This is a genomic window from Amorphus sp. MBR-141 (assembly GCF_053628695.1).
This window is the reverse complement of sequence record NZ_JBRJGW010000012.1, coordinates 100,941-118,455: the sequence shown is the minus strand read 5'-3', so window position 1 is coordinate 118,455 and position 17,515 is coordinate 100,941. Positions and strand designations below refer to the sequence as shown.

Genomic DNA, 17,515 nt, shown 5'->3' with positions numbered 1-17,515 from the left:
GGATGCATTGCGGCGGACTATGGCGTCCGCCCTTTCCCATGTCCAGCGCCGGGGCCGCCCTTCGGCGAGACCGCGCGTCGCGGCCCTGAGCGCTACACCAGTTCCTTGGTCGACCCGAACGTCAGCTCCGGCCAGCGTTCGGCGGTGTAGTTGAGCTCCCAGGCGCTCTTGGCCAGATAGACCGGGCTTCCGTCGTTGTCCTCGCCGATCTGCGAGGAGTTCTTCGACAGGAAGTCCTCCACCTTCTCCTTCGGGCCGTGGATCCAGCGCGCGGCCGAATAGGGCGACGCCTCGAAGCCGATCTCCACCTTGTACTCCGCCTTGATGCGATCGATCATCACATCGAGCTGCAGCGCGCCGACCACGCCCACGATCCAGTCCGATCCGAGCTTGGTGCGAAACACCTGGGCCAGCCCCTCTTCCGAGAGGTCGTGCAGGGCGCGGCGGATCTGCTTCACCTTCATCGGGTCGCCGGTGCGCACCCGGCGCATGATTTCCGGCGCGAAGCGCGGCAGCCCCGTCACCTTCACGTCGGTGCGCTCGCTCAGCGTGTCGCCGACCCTGAGCGTGCCGTGGTTCGGAATGCCGATGATGTCGCCGGGATAGGCCTCCTCGGCGATGTCGCGGTCCTGGGCGAAGAAGAAGATCGGCGCCTGCACGGCGAGCGTCTTGCCGGTGCCGACCTGGTTCAGGCGCATGCCGCGCTTGAAGCGGCCCGAGCAGATACGGGTGAAGGCGATCCGGTCGCGGTGGTTGGGATCCATGTTCGCCTGCACCTTGAAGACGAAGGCGGTCACCTTCTCCTCGGTCGGCGAAACCGGCTCCGGCTCGGCCGGCTGCACCCGTGGCGGCGGCGCCCAGGCGGCAAGCCCGTCGAGCAGGTCGGAGACGCAGAAGTCGCGCAGCGCCGAGCCGAAATAGGCCGGCGTCAGGTGGCCTTCCCGGTACGATTCCAGGTCCATCGGCGAACAGGCGGAGCTGGCGAGATCGGCTTCCGACCGGAAATTCTCCAGGATCGCGTCGTCGCCGACGATCTCCTCGAACTTCGGGTCCATCACCCCGTTGACGCGCTCCTCCACGTCGAAGAAGCCGGCGCCTTCCTTCTTCGGCTTCAGCACCGTGTTGTCGAGCAGGTTGTAGCAGCCCCGGAACTGGGTTCCCATGCCGATCGGCCAGGTCACCGGCGACACGTCGAGGGCGAGCTTCTCGGAAATCTCGTCCATCAGCTCGAAGGGATCGCGGCCTTCGCGGTCGACCTTGTTGATGAACGTGATGATCGGCACGTCGCGCAGCCGGCAGACCTCGAACAGCTTCAGCGTCTGCGTCTCGATGCCCTTCGCCGCGTCGATGACCATGACGGCGGAATCGACCGCGGTGAGCGTCCGGTAGGTGTCTTCGGAGAAGTCCTCGTGGCCGGGCGTGTCGAGCAGGTTGTAGGTGATCCCGTCCCGCTCGAACGTCATCACCGAGCTGGTCACCGAGATGCCGCGCTGCTGCTCGATCGCCATCCAGTCCGACTGGGTGCGCCGCCGCTCGCCGCGCGCCCGCACCTGTCCGGCCAGCCGGATCGCGCCGCCGAAGTAGAGAAGCTTCTCGGTGAGCGTCGTCTTGCCGGCGTCCGGGTGCGAAATGATCGCGAACGTCCGCCGGGTGGCGATTTCGGCCTCGAGCCCGCCGGAAGCGGGCCTGGTCTCGAGGGCAGCGTCCATGTGGAGACAGTCCCTTGTTTGATGCCGGGCCGGCGACCCTTGCGTCGCCGGCGGCGTGGTCCTGACCGGCGTCCCGGTCGTGACGAAGCGGCACGGAGCCGGGCCGGCCGAGCATCGGTGGCCGTGGCGGCTGCCGTCAGCCGGGGGTTGCCGTGTCGGTCTCGCCGGGCGCCGGCAGCCGGACCTCGGCGTCGGAGGCGCACCACCGGCCACCCTCGAATATTCGGGTGCGGATGTCGAGTTCGCCGCCGTCCACGGTGATGATGTTGTAGGCGTTCGGCTCGCCCCTGAGCCGGGTCGAGATCGCCGATGCCGCCTGAACCACCTTCAGATCTCCGGTACGGGTCACTTCGGTTGGTGTCACCACCCGGATATAGCCCCGATGAAGGTGCCCCGCCAGAACCAGCCGGACGCCGGCGCCGGCAAATCGCTCCAGCGCCTCCGACGAGCGCCCCACCAGCCGCGTCCCCGGCTCGTTCTCGGGCGCCTGGAAGGGGTGGTGGGCGACGACGATCTTCACCCGCGCGTCGGGCACCCGGGCCAGCTCCTGCTCGACGCGCCTGATCTGGCGGCGGCTGATGCGCCCGTGCGCCCAGTTGAGCTCGAACGCCATCCGCCTGGCGGTGTTGACGCCGACCACGACGACGTCGTCGCCGACGTGGACGGGCTCGGTCGTCCGGTGGATGAAGGTCCGGTAGGCCTTGAAGGGATCGGTGAAGCGCTCGAACAGCCGGTACGGCGAGATGTCGTGGTTGCCCGGAACCGACAGCCACGGCACGTCGAGGCTGTCGAGATACTGCCGGGCGGCGAGGAACTCCGAATAATGGGCGCCCTGGGTCAGGTCGCCGGAGACGAGGATCATGTCCGGCGCATGGTCGACGAGGTCGGTGATCAGCGCTTCGGCCACCTTCTCGTCGATACGGCCGAAATGCAGATCGGAAATATGGGCCAGAACCGTCATCTGGAGGCGGTTGCCTCCAGGGTGGGTTCCTCGTTCGCTGTCGGCACGTCTGTCTCCACGGACCGGGGGCCGAGCACGCGCAGCGCCTTCGGCCTGATGCGATAGTCGAGCGGCGGCGAGACCAGCAGAGTCTCCCCGTCGTTCATCAGTCGAATGCGCTTGCGATGCGCCGTGATCTTCACCGTCTCCACCGTCAGGCGTTGCAGGTAGCGGTCATGCCGCCACCGCCCCATCACCATCGCCACCAGCAGCCGGATCAGGTGCCAGGGCGTGATCGGCTTCAGCGCATAAAGGACAAGCTTGCCGCCGTCGAGAGAGGAGCGGGTCAGCACCTTGCCGAACCCTTCCGCGTAGTCGTTGACCACCACCGCCAGCGCCCGCGTGCGCACCGGCTTGTGCTCGTGGCCGGCGTGGATGGTGACGCCCACGGCAGGATAGCGCACCAGCGCGCGGATGCCGGCGCGCAGCAGCCGCGCATAGGACCTGCCGGTGGATTTCCCGCGGAACCGCTCGCGCCGCCGCGCCAGGCGGGACGGCGCGCCGAGGATCGAGCTGCCGATGAAGATGTGGCCGTTGACCTCGCCCACGTCGATGGCGCGCACCTCGCCTTCGGAGATCAGCCGGATGGCGTCGGGGATCGCCAGCGGCACCTCGAGCTCGTGGGCGAGGACGTTCATGGTTCCGGCCGGAATCACCGCCAGCACCGTGTCCGTGCCGGCAAACGCCTCGGCCCCGGCCATGATCGTGCCGTCGCCGCCGGCCACCGCCACGAGGCCGATGCCGCTGTCGCGCGCCTCCTGCAGCTGGGCGGCGATGTCGGTGGCCCCCGCGCTCGGATAGACGGCGTCGACGTCCGCCGCCGCGAACCATTCCCGGACCTTTGCCGGAAAGTCCTCGTGGTCGAGGCCCGTCCCCGACCGCGGATTGATCACCACGAAGCACCGCACAGCCTTGTCCATCTCTCCGCGTCGATCCAGGCCATCCAGAGTGCGCGCATCCGCCATAAACGGCCCGGAAACCGCGGGGTTCCGCGGGCCTCCCGGGGTTCGTCCCCGCTATTCACAGCCCGCACCAACATATGGTCGAAAATAGGGATGGACATACAATAGCTAGCGTCGGGCGCCTTGACCGTCGGTTCCGACTCGCACTACTCTCAAGCCATCGACAGCCCGATCCGAACGGTCAGTGCGGGCGCCCCCTCTTCCTAGCAGATTATCGCAGCGACGGCGCGTCATGTGCCGGCGGCCGGGGATGGTGCGTGCGATTTTCAGACGGGGCATCGACGCGTCGCAACGAGGCCTGGCGACACTTCATATAGTGTTAATGACCCTGGGTGCGTACTACATAAGGAATCGGCGATTCCATCCGGGCTGGGTTTTTGATACCCTTCCCCGGTGTGGCGCCGGGTGACATTTCGGCGCCCCGGTCGCGCCTGACAGATTTGAGAGGACACTGAGCGATGCGGATCGAACGACGCTACACGAAGGCTGGCCAGTCGGCCTATGACGGCATCGCATTCCGTCAGTCGACGAGCGAGATCCGCAATCCCGATGGCTCGGTGGTGTTCCGCCTGGAAGACATCGCCGTGCCGGCCGCCTGGAGCCAGGTGGCGACCGACGTGCTCGCCCAGAAGTACTTCCGCAAGGCCGGCGTGCCGACGGCGCTGAAGCGCGTCGAGGAAGAGACCGTGCCGAGCTGGCTGTGGCGCTCCACCGCCGACACCGAGGCGCTGGCCGCGCTGCCGAAGGAGAAGCGCGCCGGACCGGAGATGGACGCCCGCCAGGTGTTCGACCGTCTCGCCGGCACCTGGACCTACTGGGGCTGGAAGGGCGGCTACTTCGACGGCGAGGAGGACGCCCGCGCCTTCTTCGACGAGCTCGCTTTCATGCTCGCCACCCAGAAGGTGGCGCCGAACTCGCCCCAGTGGTTCAACACCGGCCTGCACTGGGCCTACGGCATCGACGGCCCGAGCCAGGGCCACTTCTACGTCGACCACGAGACCGGCGAGCTGACCCGCTCGAAGACCGCCTACGAGCACCCGCAGCCGCACGCCTGCTTCATCCAGTCGGTCACCGACGATCTCGTCAACGACTCGGGCATCATGGACCTGTGGGTGCGCGAGGCGCGCCTCTTCAAGTACGGCTCCGGCACCGGCTCCAACTTCTCCATGCTGCGCGGCGAAGGCGAGCCGCTCTCCGGCGGCGGCCGCTCGTCCGGCCTGATGAGCTTCCTGCGCATCGGCGACCGCGCCGCCGGCGCCATCAAGTCCGGCGGCACCACCCGGCGCGCCGCCAAGATGGTCGTCGTCGACGTCGACCACCCGGACATCGAGGCCTACGTCAACTGGAAGGTCCGCGAGGAGCAGAAGGTCGCCGCGCTCGTCACCGGCTCCAGGACCGTGAAGAAGCACCTCGCCGCCATCATGAAGGCGTGCGTGAACTGCGACGGCCCGGGCGACGACTGCTTCCTGCCGGAGAAGAACCCGGCCCTGAAGCGCGAGATCCGCGCCGCCAAGAAGGCGATGGTGCCGGACAACTACATCCAGCGCGTCATGCAGTTCGCCCGCCAGGGCTACTCGGAGATCGAGTTCCCGATCTTCGACACCGACTGGGATTCCGAGGCCTACCTCACCGTCTCCGGCCAGAACTCCAACAACTCCGTCCGCGTCACCGATGCGTTCCTCAACGCGGTGGAGGCCGGCGGCGACTGGAACCTGATGCGCCGCACCGACGGCAAGCTCGCCAAGACCATCAAGGCCGACGAGCTGTGGGAGAAGATCGGCCACGCCGCCTGGGCCTCGGCCGATCCGGGCATCCAGTTCCACACCACCATCAACGACTGGCACACCTGCCCGGCCGGCGGCGACATTCGCGCCTCCAATCCGTGCTCGGAGTACATGTTCCTCGACGACACCGCCTGCAATCTCGCCTCGGCGAACCTCCTGCAGTTCCGGGCCGAGGACGGCGTCTTCGACGTGGCATCCTTCGAGCACGCCGTGCGGCTGTGGACCCTCGTCCTCGAGGTCTCGGTGATGATGGCGCAGTTCCCCTCGCCGCAGATCGCCAAGCTCTCCTACGACTACCGCACGCTCGGCCTCGGCTACGCCAACATCGGCGGCCTGCTGATGACCTCCGGCATCCCCTACGATTCCGACGAGGGCCGCGCCATCTGCGGCGCCATCACCGCGGTGATGACCGGCGTCTCCTACGCCACCTCCGCCGAGATCGCCCGCGACCTCGGGCCCTTCCCCGAGTACGCCAACAACCGCGACTCCATGCTGCGGGTCATCCGCAACCATCGCCGCGCCGCCCATGGCGAGACCACCGGCTACGAGGCGCTCAGCACCCTGCCGGTGCCCCTCGACCACGCGTCGTGCCCGGACAAGACGCTCGTCGCGCATGCCCGCGCCGCCTGGGACCGGGCGCTGGAGCTCGGCGAGGTCCACGGCTACCGCAACGCCCAGTCGACGGTGATCGCGCCGACCGGCACCATCGGCCTGGTGATGGACTGCGACACCACCGGCATCGAGCCCGACTTCGCGCTGGTGAAGTTCAAGAAGCTGGCCGGCGGCGGCTACTTCAAGATCATCAACCAGGCGGTGCCCCAGGCCCTGCGCGGCCTCGGCTACGCAGAGGCCGAGATCGCCGACGTCATCACCTACGCCGTCGGCAACGGCACGCTGGTCGGCTCGCCCGCCCTCGGCCACGACGCGCTGAAGGCGAAGGGCTTCACCGACGAGAAGATCGCGGCCATCGAGGCCGGCCTGAAGGCCGCCTTCGACATCCGCTTCGCCTTCACCAAGTGGTCGCTCGGCGAGGCCTTCCTCACCGAGACGCTGGGCATCGCCGCCGACAAGCTCGACGACCCGTCCTTCGACGTGCTCGCCGAGCTCGGCTTCCCGAAGGCCGAGATCGAGGCCGCCAACATCTACGTCTGCGGCGCGATGACCGTCGAGGGCGCACCCCACCTGAAGGACGAACACCTCGCCGTCTTCGACTGCGCCAACCCGTGCGGCCGCATCGGCAAGCGCTACCTGTCGGTCGCCAGCCACATCCACATGATGGCCGCCGCCCAGCCGTTCATCTCCGGCGCGATCTCCAAGACCATCAACATGCCGAACGACGCCACGGTCGACGACTGCAAGCAGGCCTACATGACCTCCTGGCGCCTCGCCCTGAAGGCCAACGCGCTCTACCGCGACGGCTCCAAGCTCTCCCAGCCCCTCAACAGCCAGATCCTCTCCGACGACGAGGACGAGGCGGAGGAGCAGGCCGAGGCGATGGCCGCCACCCAGCCGGCCCAGGCCCGGGCGGCAATGGCCGCCGAGCGCATCGTCGAGCGGATCGTCGAGCGGGCGGTGCGCGACCGGGATCCGATGCCGAACCGCCGCAAGGGCTACACCCAGAAGGCGATCGTCGGCGGCCACAAGGTCTACCTGCGCACCGGCGAATACGACGACGGCCGCATCGGCGAGATCTTCATCGACATGCACAAGGAGGGCGCGGCCTTCCGGGCGATGATGAACAACTTCGCCATCGCCATCTCGCTCGGCCTCCAGTACGGCGTGCCGCTGGAGGAATATGTCGACGCCTTCACCTTCACCCGCTTCGAGCCGGCCGGCATGGTCCAGGGCAACGAGGCGATCAAGAACGCCACGTCGATCCTCGACTACGTGTTCCGCGAGCTGGCGGTCTCCTATCTCGACCGCCACGACCTGGCCCACGTGCAGCCAGAGGACATGGGCTCGACCACCATCGGCCGCGGTGTGGAGGGCGACAAGCCCAACAACATCGCCCCGGTCTCCCACGGCCTGGTGCGCGGCCAGACCCAGCGCTTCCAGGTGGTGAAGGGCGAGCCGCGCGGCTCGGCCGGCAGCGGCGCCACCGCCCACGTGGCGGCGACGGTGACCGCCATCCGCACCGACGTGCAGACGGCCTTCCACCGGGAGATCGACGTCGAGGTCCAGGAAGAAGAGGAGGTCCGCCAGGACGTCCACGGCCTGCACGACGGCGACCCGGCCACCGAGCAGAAGAACGCCCGCAAGCAGAAGGCCAGCAAAGTCGCGCTGGCCCGCCTGCAGGGCTACGAGGGCGAAGCCTGCGGCGAATGCGGCAACTTCACCATGGTCCGCAACGGCACCTGCCTGAAGTGCGACACCTGCGGGTCGACGAGCGGGTGCAGCTGATCCGTCAGCCAGCGAGACAAAAACGAGCGGCCGGGCAGCAATGCCCGGCCGTTCTGCGTTTGTGGGGTGGATGCGAACCTGATGTTACGCCCAACGTCGATCGGTATACGCGGGGGCGAGGCGGGATTTTCCGGGACTAGGCGGATACCGTCGCGATCCCAAAGCCATACGCGGGGTCGGAGCGCAGCGGCAGTTCTCCGTACAAGCCGTCGGGACTGCCAAAACGGCAGAACGCGGAACTCGCGCGCGGCATGGTCTCGTCGGAGGCTGCCGAGTGGGACCACGTAGGCGAGCCGATCACCAGGGTCGGCGATCATGCGGCGTGTGGCGCGGCGCTTAATTCGGGGGCGGCGAAGCGGGAGTTTGGGTAATTTCAAATCGAAATAGAGGCAGATTATCTGAGCCGCCAGCACGACCAGCATTTTGCTCTATCGCTTCCCATTCTTCGTATTTCCTGGCCGCTTCTTTTAAAATCTTTCGGAATTTCCGATTCCCCGCCGAGGATCTATTCTTATTAGCAAGCATCGTTGAGGCAAGGTAACCTTCGTAGAGGTACCAGTCATTGGCACCCTTCACCGCAAAATTTCTTGCGCATTGATCGCGCCTTATGTGCAATCGCTCCGTAAAGGTGCCAACGACTTTATATTTTTTTCTCGCCTCCAAATGACATAGCTTAGCATCGTCGTTATCTATTTCTCCAATTAGATCAAATAATTCACGCGACAGTTCGTAGATACGTTCGCTGTAGTGAAGTTCGGCCGTCGTCCGCGTCGCGTTGCGGCTGGCAAGCAAAGAAAAAAATGCCGACAAGAGCGAGCCCAAAGCCGCGGCTGCCGCCCAGAACGTTACCGATGAAAAGTATGATTCCACGATTTCCCAGGTGATCGGGGGCTCCGTCACCAAATTCGCAGCTTCGATTATCCTGAGAAATATTTCCTGAAGACTATTCATCAGCCTCCCCCCTTCGCCCGCCCTGGCAGTCTGACCAGAGCTTCGCGCACACGCTAGCGTTGTGCAATGATCTTCGACCTCACACTTGTCTACGACCGTGAGGCCCGGTGCTGCGATCTCGCGCTCAAGGACAACGGCGATCTGCTGATCGACGACACCTCGATCACGGCCGTGCTGCTCTCCGTCGGCCTCGCCCGAGCGCCGAGCCTGAGGACGAACTGCCCCCGGACCGCACCAAGTTCCTGACACCGGCCAGCTTCGTCCGGTGTCTCGGTTGACGGCGGGTCGGTCTCGCTGAAGGACAGCTCGGGGAAGCTCGAATAGTGCCGCTGATCATCCGCCTCGGCGACGGCTCCAACCATGGCGGCGTAGTCTCGTCGGGAGCCGAGTGGGACTGCGAAGGCGAGCCGATCGCCCGGGTCGGCGACATTCTCGAATGCCCGTTACACGGGCCTCAACCCATCGTGGAAGGGGTCTTCCAAGTGGGAGTGCGAGGGGCGACTATCGCCCGGCTTGGGGACCGTGCAGCGTGCGGGGCGGCGCTTATTTCGGGGGGCGGCGAAGTGGGAGTGTTATTGAAATCCGCCGAATCCGACTCCCAACTCTTCTCATTTCGCAATATCGAAGATGGATGAGCTTCTGGAGCGAACATCGAAATCAGATTGTGGTCGGGGTCGTCGTCGGCATAGTTGTCGGACTGCCCTCGTGGATAATTTCGCTTGCCGCAGTTCCGCCGGAGATCGCATCTGAAAATCTTCGATCCCTTTGGGACATCACCGGAGGACCCGCATACCTCGCCCTCACAAGTCCCTTCGCCATTCGTATCTACCTCGCCTTGGCGTCTTTGATTTTGGTCGCTCCGCTGATCTATATCGCCGCCTTTGGCTATGCCGGAGTCCGGACCCTGGTACCCGCGGTAGCGAAGCTCAAAGTTCAGGTTGAGAGGATCGAGCAAGCTATCGACGCCGAGAAGCTAGGGGACGTATCTGGCTTGCCCGCAAAGATGACCGTGATCGAACAACAATTGTACAGTCTTGAAAACATGATACCACGCACACAAGAACTGCTTGGTGCGATCACAGACGTGGAGAAGCAAAACAGGAATCTCAATCAAAAAATTGCAGAGCTACAGGCCGATCGTGAAAGAATCGAGAAGCTCTGGGCACTTGTTCGGCACCGGATTCTTTCTGAAGGGCAGGATCTGATCGTTCAGGCAAATGAGCTTCGTAGCGATGCGATACAAACTCCGGAAGGAGTTCCGCCAGGTCTATCACCGAGCGTCAGGTTTTGGCTTGAGAAAGCCGGCCGTTGGTACCGATCAACAGAAGTCGGCGCGGCTACATGGCAGGCTGTGGCGAGGTCGATATACATGGGGCCGGCTTCGCTTCCTGACAGGGAAGTAGCGGATCGAGGTGTGATCGAGCAGACCAGAAATTTGATCCAACAAAGACTTGACAACTTGCGCAGAGAGTGGGGCTGAGGGCAAAAAAATATCGCAATAGGTTATATTTTAAAGACGACTTCGCAGTTAACCTCTACGGAAATATCGAAACGAATTCGTCGTCGTATAGCGCGCCCATCACCCTTTGTTCGTTTCGCCATTTCTCGTGCCGAAGTGCTGCCTGCTCTATATCGAGCTTGGTGCGATCGCACTTGGCATTAGCTATCATTGCCCGTTTGTTGCTAAAAATATTCATTCGGTCGATTGGAAGCCAGGTCAACTCTCCCTCTGCTGGCGGCAGCGAGCCCACACTCTCCAGCTTGTCGAGAAACGCGAGCCGATGTGTCACGAGTGAGGAGTGCTGAATTTTTTCGGAGAAACTAAGCTCTCCATAAGTTTTCTTCCCATGGATACAGTTCATCCATCTGTCCAGTAATTCGCGCCAACTCCGCTCTTCGGCGAGACAGACTAGCTCCACAGATCTCTGGTGGTCTCGGTTTGACTGGATACTGGATTGTTGCAGCGCTCGCCGAGTGATGTGCGCTATGACAACTGCCGTCACTAGTGAGCCGCAAGCCGCAGTGGCGCTCCAAAACGAAGCAGACTGCGAATAGCTGACAAGGACATCGCTCCAACTTCTCGGCTCCGTCGCGTGATGGGCTGCTTGGATCGCTCTGACGATCAACTCCTGAAGCTCGTTCATCTCCGCCCCCTTCGTCCGCCCTGGCGGCCTGACCGGAGCTTCGCGCACACGCTAGCGTTGCGCAATGTTCTTCGACCTCGGCCCTCGTCTACGACCGTGAGGCCCGGTGCTGCGATCTCGCGCTCGGGGACGACGGCGATCTGTTGATCGACGACACCTCGATAACGGCCGTACTGCTCTCCGTCGGCTGGGGAACCGGACCCGAGGCGTACAATCCGTCGGTCAGCCAACCCCCAGCGCAGCGTCGAGCCAGTCGAGCGTGCGGCGGTTCAGGAGCGAGCGGTTCATCATCTCGCAGTGGTCGCCCGCCCCCTCGGCACTGGTGAACCGGATCAGCGTCTTCGGGCAGCGTAGCCCGTCCATCACCCTCTGCGCCGACGCCGAGCGGGTGTCGTCGCCCGCCGCCGCCAGCAGCGTCGGGCAGCGGATCTCGCCGGACCGGCCGTCGAGGGTGAACAGCGCGGCCGACGCGAGATAGCCGCGCAGGTCCCGGACCCCGTGCACCCAGTAGCCGCGCTGCACGAAGCTCCAGCGCAGCTGGCGGTTGCCCTCGATCGCCGCGTTCAGCCTGGACAGGGTCGCCTCGTCAAGCTCGGCGAGATTGGTGGAGGCGTCGACCGCGATGCCGAGCTTCGCCGCAAGGGGGATGAAGCCGGCGAGCATGCTCCACAGCGCCGGGTCGAGGATCAGCGCCGCCAGCCGGTGCTCGCCCGTCGCGGCCCGCGCGGCGAGATGCCCGCCGAGGCTCCAGCCGGAGAGCGCGATGCGCCGCGGATCGATCCCCGGCAGCTCCAGCGCCGCGTCGACCACGGCGGCGATCACGGTTTCCCAGTCCGGCCTGAGCGGCACCCCCTGCTCGTAGAGCGGGCCGCCCTGCCCCGGACCATCGAAGACCAGAACGTGATAGCCGCGCCGCGCCGCCGCCACGGCCGAGGCGAAATACATGTCGGTGACGGTGCCGTCGTAGCCGTTGGTGAGGATCAGCAGCGGCCGCGTTTCGTCGGCCCGCCCCTCGGCCCGCAGCAGATAGGCGGGCATGGTGAGATCGCCGAGCGGAATGCCCATCGGCGTCACCGCCGGTTCGCCGAGCGCTAGCCCCCGGTCGAAGGCCGCGATCTGCCGGCGGAAGGCGGCCAGAAGCCGCGGGTTCACCGGGGCGCCGAAGATCGGGTGATAGGCGGCGCCGTAGAAGCAGGCCGCCCGAAGCCAGCCGTCGCGCGCGCTGGCGCGCCGTCCGGCCGCCTCGTTCTCCGCCGCCTCGGCGGCAAGGCGGTCGGCAGCCGCGCACCAGGCGTCGCAGAAGGCCGCGTCGTCGCCATCGCCAACCGCCGCCGCGACCGCGCGGACCTCGCCATAATCGGCGCCGCCGGTGGGGATGTAGCCGAGCGGCCAGGTGCCGAACTCGTCGTGCAGGTCGTCTCTGAACAGCAGCCCCATCGCTCCCCCTCCCGGCAGCCATCGGGGGGCGCTGAAACGCGAATGAGATGCCCCAGACCGCACCAGACCCGGCGCGGTGGAAACACGCAATGGGGATCTTCGGTGCGACCGACCCACGGGTCGTCCGGACCAAGCGTGACGCCGAGACCGGCACCTTCAAGGGCGCCCGCAAGGAGTCGCAGCGCTCCGCGCGCCATCCGCCGCCCGAGCGGCCCGCAAAGGGCGTCGATCCGCCGGTTCATCCGGCCGCGGTCGGCGCCCTTTTTGTTTGCGCAGCAGCGCCGCGGCCCGACCTGTCCCACCGTCCGCAGCCGCTTGATGCCCGCTTCTTCAGTGACTATCTTCACCGGGTGGCATTTTGCCACCGGGAGTGGAGCCATGGCGCAATCGATCAAGCTGTCCGATGAGGTGATGGCGGTGGTGCGGCGGGAGGCCGAGCTGCAGAGCCGGTCGATCGCCGGCCAGATCACCCACTGGATCAAGGTCGGCCGCACGGTGGAGACATCCGGCGACTTCGACTATCGGCGGATCGAGGCCGCGCTCGCGGCCCGCCTTGCGCCCGACGACCTCGGCGCAGACGAGCAGGACGTCTGGTTCGACGCCTTCGCCGACGCCCTGACCACGCCGGGCGACCGGGAAGAGGCGTTCTTTGCCAACCGCCGCCAGCTCGGGCGCGGCGTGGGCCTCAACGCGCGCGGCGAACTCGTGCGTCAGTCGCCCGAAGACTGAGGTGGCCAGGCAGGGCCGGTCGCGGCGTTGCCGCCCGCCCGCGCTCGACGGTCAACTCGCAACCCTCAACGCTCCCCCTGCGCCCCGCCTGGGTCCGCCCGCCATAGCCCCAGGCATCGGCGGGCAACTGACCGACGCCGACGTCGGTGGAGATCGGCAGGGCGTCGCCGGAGCCGGCGCCCCCGCGCCCGGCTCAGCCCAGCCGCTCGATCAGCGCCATGGCGGCGGCCGGGTTGGCCTCCTTGTGGCCGGAGATGACGTAGAGGAACACGTCGCGGCCTCCAGCGGCCTTGGCCGGCGTGCCGATCGTCTCCAGGTCGTCGGGCGCGCCGCCGCCGGCCCAGGCCGTCGCCCGCTTGGCCCAGCGGTCGAGGGCCGCGGCGGAATAGCCGGTCTCCTCCCCCTCCACCGTCCCCATCGCCCGCACGTAGACGAACGGCGCCGTCACGTCGGCGATGAGGGGAAACTCCGAATCGCCCGCCACCACCACCGCGACGCCGTACTTGCGGACAAGCTCCACGAACTCAGGCACCTGGAAGCTCGCGTGCCGGACCTCGACCACGTGCCGGATCGCCCGGCCGTCGACCTCTTTCGGCAGCAGCGCCAGGAACGCCTCGAAGTCTTGCGGGTCGAACGCCTTGGTGGTGGCGAACTGCCAGTTGATGGGCCCGAGCTTGTCGCCGAGTTCCATCACGCCGCTTGCGAAGAAGCGATCGATGGACTCGCCCGCCTCCGCCAGCACCCGCCGGTTGGTGGCGAACCGCGGCGCCTTCAGCGAGAAGACGAAGCCGTCCGGCGTCTCGTCGCGCCACTTGACGAAGCTCGCCGGCTTCTGGCTGCCGTAGTAGGTGCCGTTGATCTCGATCGAGGTCAGGTGCTCGCCGGCATATTCGAGCTCCCGCTTCTGCGGCAGCTTGTCGGGGTAGAACACCCCGCGCCAGGGCGCGAAGGTCCAGCCGCCGATGCCGACCCGGATAATCCCCGCCTTGCTGTTCGCCATCTCGTCCTCACCGCGTTCGATCCCGTGCGCACGCGTGCGCACAGCGCCGAATGACCAAAAAGCGCAGGAGCGCACCGCAAATCAACCCGAATGCGCAGTTTGGGCCGCGCGCACGCACCGCCCTGCGCACGCCGCGCGCACGCGCCAAAAAGTCCAGTGGAATCAGTCAGTAAGGCCCGTTCGCGGCGATCCGCTTGACGACGTCCTCGAGCGCGGCGATGCGCGACTGGTAGGCCGAGCGGATGCAGGCGACGTCCGCGCCGCAGGCGCCCCGCGTCTCCAGAAAGGCCCGCTGGTCGTCCTGGATCGCGCCGCGCGACCCCATCGCGACGAGGCTGGTCGTCACCTCGTAGAGGGTCGCCATCTTGACGTCGAGATTGGCCAGCTCGCGGCTGCCGCAGATCGCTTTTTCGTCCGGCTTTGCGGCGTTTGCGCAGTCGAAGCTCTGGGCGGCGGCCGGCCCGGCGAGCGCCGCGGCAACGGCGGCGGAGAGGAGGAAGGTCGACAGGCGGGACATCAGCTGGTTCCTTCTGGACAGGGAAGATGGGCCGTCACGTCCGGGCGGGCCGGTCGGCGACCGGCACCTTGCGGGCCGCGCCCAGTCTCGGCGCTTCCCGCGACGCCCGGATGTCGGCGCAGCACGGGCAGACGGGCGCCCGAGCCGATCCCTCCGCAAACAAAAAGGGCGCCCGAAGGCGCCCTTTTCGACGATGCCGCGATGCGATCAGCACGAAACGCGGACGAGCTCGCCGTACTGATTGCGCACGTAGCAATCTTCCTTCGGAGCCGTCGCCACGCCGGCAGCGCCGCCGACCGCCGCACCGATCAGACCGCCCGCCACCGCCGAGCCGACGTCGCCGCCGCCAACGATTGCGCCGGTCGCAGCGCCGAGGCCGCCACCGATCAGTGCGCCGGTCGCGCCGCGCTGCGTCTGCGTTTCGGTGCACGCACCAACCATGAGCCCGACAATGATCGGAACAACGAGAATTCGCATAACTGCTCCTATGACTCCCTTCGCCACGTTGACGAAATACGACTTTAGAACCATACGGTAAATTCAAATATTTGGTTCAACAATCCATAGCGCATTTGCTGTGATGGCGTCGATTCACGGATTGTTGCCAAATGGCCACGCGGGGCGAGCCCGGCGCCGGCGAGACAATCCAAACCCATGGAGAATGGCGGATGGACGCTCTGTTCATAGGGCAGGCGTATATCGATATCACCTTCCTCACCGACCGGATCCCGAGCGGCGATGAAAAGACCATCGCCGACGACTACTCGGTGTCCTTCGGCGGCAACGCGGTGACCGCGGCGTTCACGTCCGCAAAGCTCGGGGTCGTGCCCGACGTGGTCTGCCAGATGTCCGACGACTGGCTGTCGCGCATGTTCCGGGAAATGGCCTACCGGTACCAGATCACCATCCACAGCCGGAAGGTGCGCGAATCCTCGCTGTCGTTCATCATGCCGAACGACGGCAAGCGCGCCATCGTCCGCTGCCGCGACGACGACTATCTCCACCCCTACCCGAACCTGAACCTCCACGGCTGCAAGGGCCTCCATCTCGACGGCCACATGGCCGACGCGGCGCTTCACTACGCGAAGATCTGCCGGGAATCGGGGATCCTGACGTCGCTCGACGGCGGCGCGGTGCGCTCGAACACCGACGAACTGCTGGAATTCATCGACGTGGCGGTCGTCTCGGAGCGCATGTGCGAGCAGATGCGCCTCTCCCAGACCGGCATGCTGGACTATCTGCGCTCGAAGGGCGTGAAGGTCGGCGGCATCACCCTCGGCGAGCGCGGGCTGGTCTGGTACGAGAACGACGGCGCGCCGGAGTGGATGGCCGCCCTCGGCGTGCCCCACGACAAGGTGGTCGACACCAACGGCGCCGGCGACGTCTTCCACGGCGCCTACATGTATTCGGCGATGGCCAATCCGGAAAAGAGCTGGGGCGAACACTTCGACTTCGCCCGCTCCGCCTCGGCCCACGCCATCCAGCACCTCGGCAACGAGCGCAGCATCCCGTCGCTCGACGACATCGCGGCGAGCCGGTCGGCATTTCTCGACGTCGCCTGAGGCGCCGCTGCCGGGCGCCCGGCAGCTCCACCGCCGCAGCATGCCGGGCTCATGGCCCGAAACGCAAAAAAAGCCGCCCGGACCGATACGGTCCGGGCGGCTTCTGTCGTCTTCCGCGCACGCCGTGCGCGTGCGCAACCGGCGAGGCGCGAGGCCGTTACGGGCGGCGGCGGGCGCGCACCGGGATCGGAATGAGCTCCGGCTGGGCGAAGAGCCCCCGGCCGCGCGGACCCTTCGGCGCGCGGTCGTCGCCGAGGCTCATCAGCGCGGCGCCCATCGAGGCGCTGGTCAGGGTCACGAGAAATCCGCAGAACAGCATGGCGACCGGCAGCACCGGATGCTGGGTGCTCATCACGAGCCCCCGCAAGCCGCCGATGTCGGCGGCGAACAACGTCGCGACGATGACGACCGTCGCTCCTGCTCCCACCAGCCAGTGCCGAACGAGAAACCGAACCAGTTGATCGTTCGAGTGGTCCATCGCGACGTCTCCCTGTTGTCTCTGCTGAAAATAGGTTGCCGCATGCCCTTCGGGTAGGGGCGACTTTGCCGCGCTGGGACGGACAGGACGGCGGGAGCATGTGGCGATGCTGCCGCAGCGCGATTTTTTTGCGTCCGGCCGTCGGAAACCGGCTTGCAGAAACTATATCGCCCCGTCATATAGACGCCCGACATATATCGGACGTGAATATACCGATCGAACATACGATACGGGGCCCGCGCCCCTTCCCCGCCGGCACATGGGATCGAGATGAACGTCAGGACACTCTGCCTCGCCATTCTCCAGCACGGGGACGCCACCGGCTACGAGATCAAGAAGATGTCGGTGGAAGGCGAGTACAGCTACTTCGTCGACGCGAGTTTCGGCTCGATCTACCCGGCGCTGTCACGGCTGGAGGCGGACGGCTACGTGACGGTGCGCGAGGAGACGCATCCGGGCAAACCGGCCCGCAAGGTCTACTCGATCACCGAAGACGGGCGCGCCGCGCTGATCGCCGAACTCTCCGGTCAGACCGATCCCGATGTCTTCCGCTCGCCGTTCCTGCTGGTCGCCATGAACGCCGGTCTGCTCTCCCGCGACCAGATCGTCCGGGCGATCGACGCGCGCATCGAACAGCTGGAAAGCGAATTGAAGAGCCTGGGCGACATCGCGGCGGCGTGCGAGCCGGGCGGCATCCAGTGGATCGCCCGATACGGCTGCAACTGCATGACCGCGTCGCTGGACTTCCTCATCGCCCATCGCGCCGAGCTTGAATCCTTCGCCTCCGACGACGCCGCTCCTTCCGCACAGCGCGTCACGGCCTGATCGACCCAAGAGAGGTC

General features: G+C 66.1%; 18 protein-coding genes. 8 read left to right on the top strand and 10 right to left on the bottom strand.

All coding sequences use genetic code 11. The annotated features are described in order from the left end of the window. Positions 1-92: 92 nt before the first annotated feature. The 3 genes from ACSSVZ_RS16835 to ACSSVZ_RS16825 all read right to left on the bottom strand — a co-directional run bounded on the left by ACSSVZ_RS16835 (position 93) and on the right by ACSSVZ_RS16825 (position 3,629). Positions 93-1,709: a peptide chain release factor 3 gene (locus ACSSVZ_RS16835; RefSeq protein ID WP_453971836.1), complete on the bottom strand. Its 1,617-nt coding sequence runs from the start codon at positions 1,707-1,709 to the stop codon at positions 93-95. Between the two features lie 136 nt (positions 1,710-1,845). Next, positions 1,846-2,670 carry a metallophosphoesterase family protein gene (locus ACSSVZ_RS16830; protein WP_453971834.1) on the bottom strand — a complete coding sequence of 275 codons (825 nt, stop codon included), beginning with the start codon at positions 2,668-2,670 and terminating at the stop codon, positions 1,846-1,848. After that, positions 2,667-3,629, bottom strand: a complete 963-nt coding sequence (locus ACSSVZ_RS16825; protein WP_453971832.1) for a diacylglycerol/lipid kinase family protein — start codon at positions 3,627-3,629, stop codon at positions 2,667-2,669. The genes ACSSVZ_RS16830 and ACSSVZ_RS16825 overlap by 4 nt, the downstream gene beginning before the upstream one ends. A gap of 500 nt (positions 3,630-4,129) precedes the next feature. On the opposite strand from ACSSVZ_RS16825, the gene ACSSVZ_RS16820 reads away from it, so the two are divergent. Next, a complete protein-coding gene (locus ACSSVZ_RS16820) occupies positions 4,130-7,855 on the top strand; it encodes a vitamin B12-dependent ribonucleotide reductase (protein ID WP_453971830.1) in 3,726 nt (1,241 codons plus the stop codon). 336 nt (positions 7,856-8,191) lie between these two features. Here ACSSVZ_RS16820 and ACSSVZ_RS16815 read toward each other — a convergent pair whose 3' ends face one another. Continuing rightward, positions 8,192-8,806 (bottom strand): hypothetical protein, encoded by a 615-nt coding sequence (locus ACSSVZ_RS16815; RefSeq protein WP_453971828.1) that lies wholly within the window; start codon positions 8,804-8,806, stop codon positions 8,192-8,194. A gap of 66 nt (positions 8,807-8,872) precedes the next feature. Here ACSSVZ_RS16815 and ACSSVZ_RS16810 point away from each other — a divergent pair, with 66 nt between their 5' ends. The 3 genes from ACSSVZ_RS16810 (at position 8,873) to ACSSVZ_RS16800 (ending at position 10,286) form a co-directional block, all read left to right on the top strand. Further along, positions 8,873-9,052, top strand: coding sequence for a hypothetical protein (locus ACSSVZ_RS16810; RefSeq protein WP_453971827.1), 180 nt, complete (start codon positions 8,873-8,875; stop codon positions 9,050-9,052). A 77-nt stretch (positions 9,053-9,129) separates the two neighbouring features. After that, entirely contained in the window at positions 9,130-9,441 is a 312-nt protein-coding gene (locus ACSSVZ_RS16805; RefSeq protein WP_453971825.1) for a PAAR domain-containing protein, read from the top strand. Further along, positions 9,438-10,286 carry a hypothetical protein gene (locus tag ACSSVZ_RS16800; RefSeq protein WP_453971823.1) on the top strand — a complete coding sequence of 283 codons (849 nt, stop codon included), beginning with the start codon at positions 9,438-9,440 and terminating at the stop codon, positions 10,284-10,286. Before ACSSVZ_RS16805 ends, ACSSVZ_RS16800 begins: the two co-directional genes overlap by 4 nt. Before the next feature lie 55 nt (positions 10,287-10,341). Here ACSSVZ_RS16800 and ACSSVZ_RS16795 read toward each other — a convergent pair whose 3' ends face one another. Both ACSSVZ_RS16795 and ACSSVZ_RS16790 read right to left on the bottom strand, forming a co-directional pair. Further along, a complete protein-coding gene (locus ACSSVZ_RS16795) occupies positions 10,342-10,950 on the bottom strand; it encodes a hypothetical protein (protein ID WP_453971821.1) in 609 nt (202 codons plus the stop codon). Positions 10,951-11,172: 222 nt separating this feature from the next. Continuing rightward, entirely contained in the window at positions 11,173-12,387 is a 1,215-nt protein-coding gene (locus ACSSVZ_RS16790) for an alpha/beta hydrolase family protein (protein ID WP_453971820.1), read from the bottom strand. A gap of 89 nt (positions 12,388-12,476) precedes the next feature. On the opposite strand from ACSSVZ_RS16790, the gene ACSSVZ_RS16785 reads away from it, so the two are divergent. Together ACSSVZ_RS16785 and ACSSVZ_RS16780 are read left to right on the top strand one after the other, a co-directional pair. Continuing rightward, a complete protein-coding gene (locus ACSSVZ_RS16785; RefSeq protein WP_453971818.1) occupies positions 12,477-12,794 on the top strand; it encodes a hypothetical protein in 318 nt (105 codons plus the stop codon). Further along, positions 12,766-13,116: a TA system antitoxin ParD family protein gene (locus ACSSVZ_RS16780; protein ID WP_453971816.1), complete on the top strand. Its 351-nt coding sequence runs from the start codon at positions 12,766-12,768 to the stop codon at positions 13,114-13,116. Before ACSSVZ_RS16785 ends, ACSSVZ_RS16780 begins: the two co-directional genes overlap by 29 nt. Before the next feature lie 193 nt (positions 13,117-13,309). Here ACSSVZ_RS16780 and ACSSVZ_RS16775 read toward each other — a convergent pair whose 3' ends face one another. The 3 genes from ACSSVZ_RS16775 to ACSSVZ_RS16765 form a co-directional block, all read right to left on the bottom strand. Next, positions 13,310-14,116, bottom strand: a complete 807-nt coding sequence (locus ACSSVZ_RS16775; protein WP_453971815.1) for a DUF72 domain-containing protein — start codon at positions 14,114-14,116, stop codon at positions 13,310-13,312. 166 nt (positions 14,117-14,282) lie between these two features. Beyond that, on the bottom strand, positions 14,283-14,633 hold the full coding sequence (locus tag ACSSVZ_RS16770; protein WP_453971814.1) for a lysozyme inhibitor LprI family protein: 351 nt from the start codon (positions 14,631-14,633) through the stop codon (positions 14,283-14,285). A 207-nt stretch (positions 14,634-14,840) separates the two neighbouring features. Continuing rightward, entirely contained in the window at positions 14,841-15,164 is a 324-nt protein-coding gene (locus tag ACSSVZ_RS16765) for a hypothetical protein (RefSeq protein ID WP_453971813.1), read from the bottom strand. A gap of 137 nt (positions 15,165-15,301) precedes the next feature. Here ACSSVZ_RS16765 and ACSSVZ_RS16760 point away from each other — a divergent pair, with 137 nt between their 5' ends. Continuing rightward, a complete protein-coding gene (locus tag ACSSVZ_RS16760; RefSeq protein WP_453971812.1) occupies positions 15,302-16,195 on the top strand; it encodes a sugar kinase in 894 nt (297 codons plus the stop codon). A gap of 157 nt (positions 16,196-16,352) precedes the next feature. Here ACSSVZ_RS16760 and ACSSVZ_RS16755 read toward each other — a convergent pair whose 3' ends face one another. Further along, positions 16,353-16,673, bottom strand: a complete 321-nt coding sequence (locus ACSSVZ_RS16755) for a hypothetical protein (protein WP_453971811.1) — start codon at positions 16,671-16,673, stop codon at positions 16,353-16,355. A 270-nt stretch (positions 16,674-16,943) separates the two neighbouring features. Between ACSSVZ_RS16755 and ACSSVZ_RS16750 the strand changes: the two genes are divergently transcribed. Continuing rightward, a complete protein-coding gene (locus tag ACSSVZ_RS16750) occupies positions 16,944-17,498 on the top strand; it encodes a helix-turn-helix transcriptional regulator (RefSeq protein ID WP_453971809.1) in 555 nt (184 codons plus the stop codon). Positions 17,499-17,515 lie beyond the last annotated feature (17 nt).

What these genes read in the sequence shown, in the direction of transcription:
- ACSSVZ_RS16835 (WP_453971836.1), bottom strand. Translation starts at nt 1,709, where the DNA reads ATGGACGCTGCCCTCGAGACCAGGCCCGCTTCCGGCGGGCTCGAGGCC.
- ACSSVZ_RS16830 (WP_453971834.1), bottom strand. Translation starts at nt 2,670, where the DNA reads ATGACGGTTCTGGCCCATATTTCCGATCTGCATTTCGGCCGTATCGAC.
- ACSSVZ_RS16825 (WP_453971832.1), bottom strand. Translation starts at nt 3,629, where the DNA reads ATGGACAAGGCTGTGCGGTGCTTCGTGGTGATCAATCCGCGGTCGGGG.
- ACSSVZ_RS16820 (WP_453971830.1), top strand. Translation starts at nt 4,130, where the DNA reads ATGCGGATCGAACGACGCTACACGAAGGCTGGCCAGTCGGCCTATGAC.
- ACSSVZ_RS16815 (WP_453971828.1), bottom strand. Translation starts at nt 8,806, where the DNA reads ATGAATAGTCTTCAGGAAATATTTCTCAGGATAATCGAAGCTGCGAAT.
- ACSSVZ_RS16810 (WP_453971827.1), top strand. Translation starts at nt 8,873, where the DNA reads ATGATCTTCGACCTCACACTTGTCTACGACCGTGAGGCCCGGTGCTGC.
- ACSSVZ_RS16800 (WP_453971823.1), top strand. Translation starts at nt 9,438, where the DNA reads ATGAGCTTCTGGAGCGAACATCGAAATCAGATTGTGGTCGGGGTCGTC.
- ACSSVZ_RS16795 (WP_453971821.1), bottom strand. Translation starts at nt 10,950, where the DNA reads ATGAACGAGCTTCAGGAGTTGATCGTCAGAGCGATCCAAGCAGCCCAT.
- ACSSVZ_RS16790 (WP_453971820.1), bottom strand. Translation starts at nt 12,387, where the DNA reads ATGGGGCTGCTGTTCAGAGACGACCTGCACGACGAGTTCGGCACCTGG.
- ACSSVZ_RS16785 (WP_453971818.1), top strand. Translation starts at nt 12,477, where the DNA reads ATGGGGATCTTCGGTGCGACCGACCCACGGGTCGTCCGGACCAAGCGT.
- ACSSVZ_RS16780 (WP_453971816.1), top strand. Translation starts at nt 12,766, where the DNA reads ATGGCGCAATCGATCAAGCTGTCCGATGAGGTGATGGCGGTGGTGCGG.
- ACSSVZ_RS16775 (WP_453971815.1), bottom strand. Translation starts at nt 14,116, where the DNA reads ATGGCGAACAGCAAGGCGGGGATTATCCGGGTCGGCATCGGCGGCTGG.
- ACSSVZ_RS16770 (WP_453971814.1), bottom strand. Translation starts at nt 14,633, where the DNA reads ATGTCCCGCCTGTCGACCTTCCTCCTCTCCGCCGCCGTTGCCGCGGCG.
- ACSSVZ_RS16765 (WP_453971813.1), bottom strand. Translation starts at nt 15,164, where the DNA reads ATGGTTCTAAAGTCGTATTTCGTCAACGTGGCGAAGGGAGTCATAGGA.
- ACSSVZ_RS16760 (WP_453971812.1), top strand. Translation starts at nt 15,302, where the DNA reads ATGGACGCTCTGTTCATAGGGCAGGCGTATATCGATATCACCTTCCTC.
- ACSSVZ_RS16755 (WP_453971811.1), bottom strand. Translation starts at nt 16,673, where the DNA reads ATGGACCACTCGAACGATCAACTGGTTCGGTTTCTCGTTCGGCACTGG.
- ACSSVZ_RS16750 (WP_453971809.1), top strand. Translation starts at nt 16,944, where the DNA reads ATGAACGTCAGGACACTCTGCCTCGCCATTCTCCAGCACGGGGACGCC.